Origin of the sequence: Flavobacterium sp., from assembly GCF_031363805.1 — a bacterium.
Classification (GTDB): Bacteria; Bacteroidota; Bacteroidia; order Flavobacteriales; family Flavobacteriaceae; genus Flavobacterium.
Window position 1 is genome coordinate 1 of record NZ_JANLVD010000118.1, and the last position, 9699, is coordinate 9699.

A 9699-nucleotide genomic window follows, 5' to 3' on the forward strand; every position below is an offset into this window, starting at 1 on the left:
ATCACAAAATGAAAGGTATATATCTTCAAAATTATCTTGATGAGTTCTGCTACAAACTTAATAGAAGATACTTCGGAGAGTATTTATTTGATAGAATTACTATTGCATTAGTAACTTGTGGTAAATAAACCGAGATACAAAAAATATTAATGTCTTATATTAAAGTGATATTGATAAATGTTCAAAAAAATATCTATAAAATTTTTAAAAAATATTTGTAAAGTTAAATTTATTGTTAGTTTTACGATTCGTTAACAAAATTATAATTTAAGATTAAAAAAATGAATGTAAAGAATAGATTAACACTGATGAGTTTTCTCCAATTTTTTATTTGGGGTGCTTGGTTAATTACTGTTGGAAACTATTGGTTTGCAACAAAACAATGGAGTGGAGCTCAATTTGGAGCAATATTTTCAACATTGGGTTTGTCATCTATCATAATGCCCGCATTAACAGGGATTATTGCCGATAGATTTCTAAATGCAGAGAAATTATACGGAATTCTTCATATATTGGGTGGATTAGCCATCGCCTATTTGCCACAAGTCGACAATCCAACGAGTTTTTATTGGGTTATTTTTGCTGCCATGATGTGTTATATGCCTACGATATCGTTATCGAATTCAGTAGCATACAATATTCTAAAAAATAACAATTACGATGTTATAAAAGTATTTCCACCAATTAGAGTTTGGGGAACAGTAGGTTTCATAGCTGCAATGTGGCTGACAAATCTATCTGGTAATAAAGCTTCGGCAAATATGTTTTATATTTCTGCTTTTGCAGCAGTTGCTCTGGGAATTTACTCATTCACTTTGCCAAAATGTCCTCCACAAAAATTAATTGATGAAAATGCTTCGCTAGTTAAAAAATTGGGGTTAGATGCTTTTAAATTATTTGGGACATGTAAAATGGCACTTTTTTTTATATTTTCAATGTTTTTAGGTGGAGCACTGCAATTAACAAATATGTATGGTGATACTTATTTATCAGAATTTGCAAATGTGCCTAAATATGCCGATTCATTTGTAGTAAAATATTCTACCATTATAATGTCTATTTCTCAAGTTTCTGAAACACTGTTTATTTTGGCTATTCCTTTTTTCTTAAAAAGATTTGGAATTAAACAAGTAATGCTTATTTCCATGCTGGCGTGGGTTTTGCGTTTTGGATTATTTGCTTATGGCGATCCAGTTGGTGGATTATGGATGATCGTAATGTCTTGTATAGTTTACGGAATGGCATTCGACTTTTTTAATATTTCCGGCTCATTATTTATAGAAACTTCAACAGATTCAAAAATTCGTTCAAGCGCTCAAGGGTTATTTATGATGATGTCCAACGGTTTTGGTGCTTTTTTTGGTGGATTAATAAGTGGCATTGTGATTGATAAATATTATACAATCAATGGCTTAAGAGACTGGCACAATATCTGGTTGGCGTTTGCTGGTTATGCATTAGTGATTGCTATTGCCTTTGCCATTTTATTTAAACACAAACATGATCCCAAAGAAATTGAAAATTTAACCCATTCATAAATTATGACAGAATATTACAAACCATCAGGCAAATTTTCGCTAACATTTTTATTATACTTTCTATTAGTTAGTGTTATAGCATTTCCTATTTTAGGATTAATATATGCATATTGCATTTGGTATATTCCTTTCATATACATTAACTTTTTCATTACGTTGGGTTTCGGTCTTCTGGTTGGATTGGCAATTACTCAATTTGTAATCAAAAAAGGGAAGGTTAGAAACCCAGTTTTAGCTTTAATAATTGGTTTAATAGGTGGACTATTTGCATTATATTTTCATTGGTCAGTTTGGATTGATTTGGTTATCAACGCCGGCGAAAGTTATGGCTCAAATCGTATAGGAATTACAATTAGTAATATTGAATTTTTACAGGTTTTTTCATTAATATTTCAACCCAATTTGGTTTTTGAATATATCTGCAAAGTCAATGAATATGGAACTTGGGGCATTCGTAGTGCAACTGTGAGTGGAGCATTTCTTTGGATTATCTGGGCAATAGAATTTGTAATGGTAATTGGAATTTCAACTTTCCTAGCATATTTAGAAGCAAAAAAGCCGTTTTCAGAATCTACAAATTCATGGTATGAAGAATTTGTACTACCCGCTTTTACATACATTGAAAATAAAGAACAACTATTAATTGATATAGCAAAAAACAATCATGCTGGTTTCGAATTTCTGAGTAAAGATATTGATAGTAAAACTGATGATCATAGTATATTTACTCTCTATAAATCTAAATCGGGCAAAAATTATCTTTCAATAGAAAATAAAACCTCAAAAACGGACAGCAAGGGCAAAATAGATTTTGATAATGATGAATTAGTAGAATATATTGCTATCGATGGTCAGTTATCAAAATTATTATTAGAAAAATAATAAGTTACTCATCTATTTGCAATTACCAAAAAAAGAACTACTTTTGCAGTCCAAAATGCAGAGTAGGGTTTCGTTTGGAAATTAAATATTTATGTAAAACACTTTTGTTTTTCTATCGCTTAAAGAAACCCACGAGAAACAAAATACAAATTTTTATCAGACATGTCTGAAACATTAAAATCACAAGAGCAGTTTTTAGCAGATTTCAATTGGCACAATTATTCCGAAGGAATAGATCCAGTTGATGAGAAAAACTTAAGAGAATTTGAAGAACTAGTAGCAAAAACATTTATCGCAACAGACCAAGAGGAAGTTGTTGAAGGTGTAGTTGTTAGAATTACTGACAGAGATGTTATCGTTGATATCAATGCTAAATCTGAAGGTGTTATTTCTTTGAATGAATTCCGTTACAATCCATCACTTAAAGTAGGTGACAAAGTTGAAGTATTAATCGATATTCGTGAAGACAAAACTGGACAACTGGTTTTATCTCACAGAAAAGCGAGAACTATTAAAGCTTGGGACAGAGTAATTTCTGCAAATGAAACTGGAGAAATTGTAAACGGTTTTGTAAAATGTAGAACAAAAGGTGGAATGATCGTTGACGTTTTTGGTATAGAAGCTTTCTTACCAGGATCTCAAATAGATGTTAAGCCTATTCGCGATTACGATCAGTATGTAAACAAAATGATGGAATTCAAAGTGGTGAAAATCAACCATGAATTCAAAAACGTTGTTGTTTCGCACAAAGCGCTTATTGAAGCGGATATTGAAGTACAGAAAAAAGAAATCATAGGTCAATTGCAAAAAGGACAAGTATTGGAAGGTGTTGTTAAAAACATTACTTCTTATGGTGTGTTTATAGATCTTGGTGGTGTTGATGGATTAATCCACATTACTGACCTTTCTTGGTCAAGAATCAACCATCCAAGTGAAGTATTGGAATTGGATCAAAAATTAAACGTAGTAATTCTTGATTTTGATGATGAGAAAACAAGAATTCAATTGGGTTTAAAACAATTGAACGCTCACCCATGGGATGCATTAAATGCTGACGTAAAAGTAGGTGATAAAGTAAAAGGTAAAGTAGTCGTTATTGCTGATTACGGTGCTTTTATTGAAGTGGCTGAAGGTGTTGAAGGTTTAATTCACGTTTCTGAAATGTCTTGGTCTACGCACTTGCGTTCTGCTCAGGATTTCGTAAAAGTGGGTGCAGAAGTTGAAGCAGTTATTTTGACTCTTGACAGAAGCGAACGCAAAATGTCTTTGGGTATCAAGCAAATGACGCAAGATCCATGGACAGATATTACAGCTAAATTCCCAATAGGTTCTAAACATACGGGAACTGTAAGAAACTTTACAAACTTTGGAATTTTTGTAGAATTGGAAGAAGGTATTGATGGATTGGTTTACATTTCAGATTTATCTTGGACTAAAAAAATCAAACATCCATCAGAGTTTATCGCTGTAGGCGAAAAATTAGATGTTGTAGTTCTTGAACTAGATGTTGATGCCCGCAAATTGTCTTTAGGACACAAACAAACTACTTCAAATCCTTGGGACAAGCATGAAGATGCCTTCGCTGTTGGAACTATTCACAACGGAACTATAGGAGAAATAGTTGAAAAAGGTGCTACGGTAGACTTTGGAGACGATGTTGTTGCTTTTATTCCTACACGTCACCTTGAAAAAGAAGATGGTAAGAAATTGAAAAAAGGTGATGTTGCTGACTTTAAAGTGATTGAATTCAACAAAGAATTTAAAAGAGTTGTAGCTTCACATACTGCTATTTTCCGTGAGGAAGAAGAGAAAAATGTGAAAACTGCTTCAGAAAATACTTCGAATTCAAATTCATCTTCTTCATCAAATAACAATGCATCATCTGCTGCAACGTTAGGAGATAACAATGATGTTTTGGCGGCATTGAAAGCTAAAATGGAAAAATCAGAGAAAAAATAATTCTTTGGTCACACTGAGCTTGTCGAAGTGTAATCCTAAATATAAAAGTCCCGATCACTCGGGACTTTTTTCGTATAATATTGTCATTTCGAGTAACTAGAAATCTCATAATTAAAACAAGTGAGATTACTCGTTACTCGAAATGACAAAATCGGCTTTTTTGTAATATATTTTGCCAAATTAGGAATTGTATTCCTAATTTGGCAAAATATAATAAGTATCCCAAAATAAATTTAATAACAGGAAATACAACAAAACGATCAATCAAAGTTATTTTAAACGTTTAAATTATTTTAAAAACTTAAAAAATGATGCCCATTTACTTCTGATTTATAGTGGAGAAGAGAATCAAATTCGAACTAATTATACCATAAATTCAATATTTAGTTTACCGAAATAGTAGATTTTTTATTTTACAAAAAAACAAAGCTTAATTTACATACATTTACAATCTCAAATTTACTTATATGAAAAAAATTTACTTTTTAGCTGTTGTATTGTGTGGTTTTATAAATGGTTATGGACAAATTATTAATTTTCCTGATGCAAATTTTAAGGCTAAGTTGTTGGCTGCAAGTACAAGTAATTATATCGCTCAAAATTTATCTGGTGCCTATTTTAAAATTGATGTAAATAATGATAATGAAATAGATATAAATGAGGCAATTTTAGTAAAAAGCTTGTCAGTAAATACGGATATATATAACACTACTAATGATATAATAGACTTATTCGGAATAAATAAATTTACTAATCTTCAATATTTGAATTGTGCTGGTAATAATTTGCCCCAGTTAAATTTGTCTCAAGTAATTAGTTTAAAACAATTATACTGCCCATATAGTAAAATAGTTAATTTAAATGTTCAAGGTTTGAATAGCTTACAAACTATAGATTGTAGTTATAATCAAATTACAGTTTTAGATTTTACAAACCTAATTAATCTTAAGCAAATTGATTTTTCAAATTGTCTAAATATTCAAAGCTTTATTCATACTGGACTATTTAATTTAAATAATTTGTCTTTTGGGAATTGTTCTCAATTAGATGTAGACAGTTTAGATTTTACAAATCTAATTAATCTTCAATATTTATCAGTTTTAAACACATATGAATATAGTGGAATTGCCAATCTTTTAAGTCTTAATGTATATGGATTGGAAAAATTAATACGAGTACATTGCGAAAGAACAAGAATAAATGTTTTGGATTTAAGTAAATCTAAGGGACTTCAGAGGTTAATAATTGATAATTCATCAATATCTCAATTAAATATTAAAAATGGTACTAGTTTCGTTTGGGATTCTTATTATAGTAATTTTCAAACTGCTTATTCAAATGTAAAGTATTTGTGTATTGATGATTTCGAGATAGATTTCATAAATAGTGCATATCAAAATCATGTCCCTGCCCTTACATATATCCCAAATATAAATTCGTATTGTGCTTTCGTACCTGGGGGAGATTACAATTCAATAAAAGGAGTTTTAAGATTTGATATAAATAATAATGGTTGTGATTCTAATGACATTTTATTGATTGACACTAGAGTTAAAGCAAATATCAATTCCAACATCAATTACGTTTACACAAATGAACAAGGAGAATACAGAATAGATACTAGTCAAAATAATATTATAATAAGTCCAATTTTTCAAAATAATTATTTCACAAATACACCAAATTCTATTTCATATACTTTTGCAACTCCAAACTCAAGTCTGATAGCTGATTTTTGTGTAACTGCAAATGGCATCCATCCAGATTTGGAAATTTCATTATTACCAATAAATGCCGCAAGACCAGGTTTTGATGCTAAATATAAAATTATTTACAAAAATAAAGGTAATACCACCCAATCCGGAACAGTAAATTTGGCTTTTAATGATGCGATTTTAGATTTTGTTTCCGCAATTCCTGCAACAGCAAGTCAGTCGATTAATAATTTATCTTGGAATTTTGCGAATTTGTTACCATTTGAAACCAGAGAAATTACCATAACTTTGAATTTAAATTCTCCAACAGAAATTCCACCACTAAATGGCGGAGATATTTTAAATTATACAACAACAATTACCTCTTCTGCTATTGATGATTTACCAAATGATAATACGTTTGTTTTTAATCAGACTGTTGTAAACTCATTTGATCCAAATGATAAAACTTGCTTGCAAGGGGCAACAATTGCACCTGAAAAAGTAGGCGATTATGTACATTATATGATTCGTTTTGAAAACACCGGAACTTTCCCGGCAGAAAATATTGTGGTAAAAGATATGATTGATACAGCAAAATTTGATGTTAGTTCATTAATTCCAGTTAAAGGAAGTCATTCGTTTGTTACTAATATTTCTGATGGAAACAAAGTAGAATTTATCTTTGAAAACATCAATCTTCCTTTTAATGATGCTAATAACGATGGTTATATAGCTTTCAAAATTAAAACAAAACCAACATTAGTAAATGGTAATACATTTAGTAATACGGCTAGTATTTATTTTGATTATAATTTTCCAATTGTTACAAATACTGCTACAACGACTATTGCTGCTTTAAATATTCAGGATTTTGTGTTCTCAAATTACTTTACTATTTATCCAAATCCAGTAAATGATGTTTTAAGCATTACAACTAAAGAAAATATTACAATAAATTCTATCAATATTTATAACACTTTAGGACAATTGGTTCTAGTAATTCCAAATGCGAAAAACACAAAAACGATTGATGTTTCCAGCTTAACAACAGGTAATTATTTTATAAAAATAAATTCTGATAAAGGAAGTTCAAATACCAAGTTTGTAAAGAATTAAAATTGGAATGAAATTCCTTATTTGCCACAAATTCAAGAATTGTATTATAAATTCTTGAATTTGTGGTTTTTTGTTTTGTTTGAAGATGTAGAAAAAACATTTCGGTAATCCAAAAAAATAATTAATTTTACATTCCAAACAGCACAATTACTATGAGTCAAAAAATTTTGCTCAATCAAAAGGAAGTTACCATCATACTTCACCGTTTGGCTTGTCAATTAATAGAAAATCATCTCGATTTTAAAGATACTATTTTGATAGGAATTCAGCCTCGCGGGATCCAATTAGCTAGCCGGTTAAAGCAAATTTTAGAAACCGAATATCAAATTAAAAACATTGCTTTAGGATTTCTGGATATTACTTTTTTTAGAGACGATTTTCGTCGTGGCGAAAAATCATTGGAAGCCAATAAAACAAAAATTGATTTTCTAGTGGAAGATAAAAAAGTAATTTTTATTGATGATGTTTTGTATACCGGAAGAAGTATCAATGCGGCACTTTCTGCCATTCAATCGTTTGGGCGACCGAGCGAAGTGGAACTTTTAGTTTTGATTGACAGACGTTTTAGTCGCCATTTGCCCATTCAGCCAGATTATAGAGGCCGGCAAGTGGATGCGATAAATAATGAAAAAGTGGTGGTGAAATGGCAGGAAACATCAGGAGAAGATTCAGTAGAATTAATAACAATTTAAGATGAAGGAATTAAGTGTAAATCATTTATTAGGCATAAAATACATCAATGAGAACGACATCAATCTCATTTTTGAAACTGCCGATCATTTTAAAGAAGTCATCAACAGACCTATTAAAAAAGTGCCTTCACTACGAGATATTACTATTGCCAATATATTTTTTGAAAATAGTACAAGAACAAAATTATCGTTTGAATTGGCTCAAAAACGCCTTTCGGCCGATGTGATTAATTTTGCCGCTTCCAGCTCCTCTGTAACCAAAGGCGAAACTTTAATTGATACTGTAAATAATATTTTATCGATGAAAGTTGATATGGTCGTCATGCGACACGCATCGCCAGGCGCAGCCGTTTTTTTATCAAAAAATGTGAAAGCAAGTATCGTAAATGCTGGAGATGGCGCACACGAACATCCTACACAAGGTTTATTGGATGCCTATACGATTCGTGAAAAATTTGGAGAAGTGGCTGGTAAAAAAATTGTAATTGTTGGCGATATTTTACATTCAAGAGTAGCACTTTCCAATATATATGCTTTACAAAAATTGGGCGCAGAAGTTAAAGTTTGCGGTCCAAAAACATTGATTCCAAAATATATAGAATCACTTGATGTACAAGTAGAAACCAACTTACACAAAGCACTGGAATGGTGTGATGTAGCCAACATGCTAAGAGTTCAAAATGAACGTCTTGATATCAGTTATTTTCCATCTACTCGTGAATACGCGATGCAATATGGAGTTGATAAAAATTTGCTCGATTCCCTAAAAAAAGAAATCGTCATTATGCATCCTGGACCTATCAATCGTGGTGTAGAAATTACATCCGATGTGGCAGATTCTAAACAATCGGTTATTCTAAATCAAGTTGAAAATGGCGTGGCTATTCGAATGGCAGTTATTTATTTATTAGCTTCAAAAATTCAATAAAATGAAAGTTACTCAAAAAGGAAATATTACAATTATAAAAGATACCATTGGTGATCTTACCATTTTAGTGACCAATTTAACTAACCAATACAAAACTTTTGAATCTCAGAATTTAATTGTTGATATTTCCAATCATAAAAATTTATCGATGAAAGAAGTCAATACTTTTTTGCCACTTTCAAAATTATACAAAAAAGCAAAAAAATCTTTTGTCTTTGTTATTGAAGATTTTGATTTTAATAAAGCTTCATCTTTAACCATCGTGCCATCGGTTCAAGAAGCCCACGATATTATTGAAATGGAAGAAATTGAACGTGATTTGGGATTTTAAATTGAAAAAACTTTTATACAAAAATGAACATTCTCATAGCAAACCCAAGTATAATTCCTGCTCATAAATATGGTGGTACCGAAAGAGTTATCTGGTATTTGGGGAAAGAATTAAAAAAAATGGGACACCAAATAACTTATTTGGTGAATTCAGGTTCTTCTTGTGATTTTGCAGAGGTCATTTTCTTGGATCCTTCCAAATCTATATCGGAACAAATTCCAGAAAATATCGATTTTGTACATTTCAATTTTATTCCAAATGAAATTATAAATAAACCGTATTTAATAACCAATCATGGTAATAGAAACGATTTTTATGAATTTGATGTCAATGCCGTTTTTGTTTCAAAGAATCATGCGGAACGATTTGGCTCAAATTCCTATGTTCACAATGGTTTGGATTGGGACGATTACGGAAAACCAAATCTGTTGAACGAAAGGAAATATTTTCATTTTCTTGGGAAAGCCGCTTGGCGATTAAAAAATGTTCAAGGTGCGATTGATGTTGTTAAAAATACCAAAAAAGAAAAACTAAAAGTTTTAGGCGGTCACAGATT

Annotated in this window: 8 protein-coding genes and 2 pseudogenes; 9 read left to right on the forward strand and 1 reads right to left on the reverse strand. The window is 30.8% G+C overall.

The features are described 5' to 3' along the window. Together RMN92_RS07000 and RMN92_RS07005 are read left to right on the forward strand one after the other, a co-directional pair. Positions 1-128, forward strand: a pseudogene (locus RMN92_RS07000) (IS1595 family transposase); the annotation flags it as partial. A gap of 153 nt (positions 129-281) precedes the next feature. Beyond that, positions 282-1538, forward strand: coding sequence for a nucleoside permease (locus tag RMN92_RS07005; RefSeq protein ID WP_309608749.1), 1257 nt, complete (start codon positions 282-284; stop codon positions 1536-1538). A gap of 14 nt (positions 1539-1552) precedes the next feature. On the opposite strand, the gene RMN92_RS07010 is transcribed toward RMN92_RS07005, so the two are convergent. Then, on the reverse strand, positions 1553-1690 hold the full coding sequence (locus tag RMN92_RS07010) for a hypothetical protein (protein WP_309608750.1): 138 nt from the start codon (positions 1688-1690) through the stop codon (positions 1553-1555). A gap of 4 nt (positions 1691-1694) precedes the next feature. Between RMN92_RS07010 and RMN92_RS07015 the strand changes: the two genes are divergently transcribed. The 7 genes and pseudogenes from RMN92_RS07015 to RMN92_RS07045 form a co-directional block, all read left to right on the forward strand. Beyond that, a complete protein-coding gene (locus RMN92_RS07015) occupies positions 1695-2420 on the forward strand; it encodes a hypothetical protein (protein WP_309608751.1) in 726 nt (241 codons plus the stop codon). 162 nt (positions 2421-2582) lie between these two features. Continuing rightward, positions 2583-4379, forward strand: coding sequence for a 30S ribosomal protein S1 (gene rpsA, locus RMN92_RS07020; RefSeq protein WP_309608752.1), 1797 nt, complete (start codon positions 2583-2585; stop codon positions 4377-4379). Between the two features lie 467 nt (positions 4380-4846). Beyond that, positions 4847-7192: a T9SS type A sorting domain-containing protein gene (locus RMN92_RS07025; protein WP_309608753.1), complete on the forward strand. Its 2346-nt coding sequence runs from the start codon at positions 4847-4849 to the stop codon at positions 7190-7192. A 152-nt stretch (positions 7193-7344) separates the two neighbouring features. Then, positions 7345-7884 carry a bifunctional pyr operon transcriptional regulator/uracil phosphoribosyltransferase PyrR gene (gene pyrR / locus RMN92_RS07030; RefSeq protein ID WP_309608754.1) on the forward strand — a complete coding sequence of 180 codons (540 nt, stop codon included), beginning with the start codon at positions 7345-7347 and terminating at the stop codon, positions 7882-7884. Between the two features lies 1 nt (position 7885). Continuing rightward, on the forward strand, positions 7886-8812 hold the full coding sequence (locus tag RMN92_RS07035) for an aspartate carbamoyltransferase catalytic subunit (protein ID WP_309608755.1): 927 nt from the start codon (positions 7886-7888) through the stop codon (positions 8810-8812). A gap of 1 nt (position 8813) precedes the next feature. Then, complete coding sequence (locus tag RMN92_RS07040; protein ID WP_309608756.1) at positions 8814-9143, forward strand: ribonuclease Z; 330 nt, start codon at positions 8814-8816, stop codon at positions 9141-9143. 23 nt (positions 9144-9166) lie between these two features. Further along, positions 9167-9699: pseudogene (locus RMN92_RS07045) on the forward strand (glycosyltransferase family 4 protein); the annotation flags it as partial.